The sequence below is a fragment of the Rhizobacter sp. P3_C12 genome, assembly GCF_056402735.1.
Window position 1 is genome coordinate 1 of sequence record NZ_JBFUGW010000647.1, and the last position, 621, is coordinate 621.

Consider the following 621-nt stretch of genomic DNA (forward strand, 5'->3'; position numbering starts at 1 on the left):
CCTTCTTCGACCGGGCCGACGAGATCGTGATGGTCGACACGCCGGCCGACGAGCTGATCGCGCGCCTGCACGCCGGCAAGGTCTACCTGCCGGCGCAGGCCGAGCGCGCGGCGAAGAACTTCTTCCGCAAGGGCAACCTGATGGCGCTGCGCGAGCTGGCGCTGCGCCGCACCGCCGATCGCGTCGAGGACGACGTGCAGGCCTACCGCAGCGACCGCGCGATCGCACAGGTCTGGAAGACCGAGGGCGCGCTGCTGTGCTGCATCGGCCCGCAGCCGGGCGCCGAGCAGGTGGTGCGCAGCACCGCGCGGCTGGCGCAGCAGCTGGCCGTCAGCTGGCATGCCGTCTATGTCGAGACGCCGGCCCTGCAGCGGCTGCCCGGCGCGCGCCGCGAGGGCATCCTGCAGGCCGTCAAGCTGGCCCAGGCGCTGGGCGCGCGCAGCGCGGTGCTGTCGGGCCAGGATGTCGCCGAGGTGCTGGTCGCGCATGCGCGGCAGCACAACCTGTCGAAGCTGGTGATGGGTTCGGGCGACCCGCGCTGGTGGTGGCCGGGGCGCGGCACGGGCCAGGCGGTGGCGCGCCTCGCGCCGGACATCGACCGCATCGAGCTCGGCGCCGCAC

At 74.2% G+C, this 621-nt stretch carries 1 pseudogene; it reads left to right on the forward strand.

From position 1 onward, the window contains the following. Positions 1-621: pseudogene (locus AC1DXV_RS35155) on the forward strand (two-component system sensor histidine kinase KdbD); the annotation flags it as partial.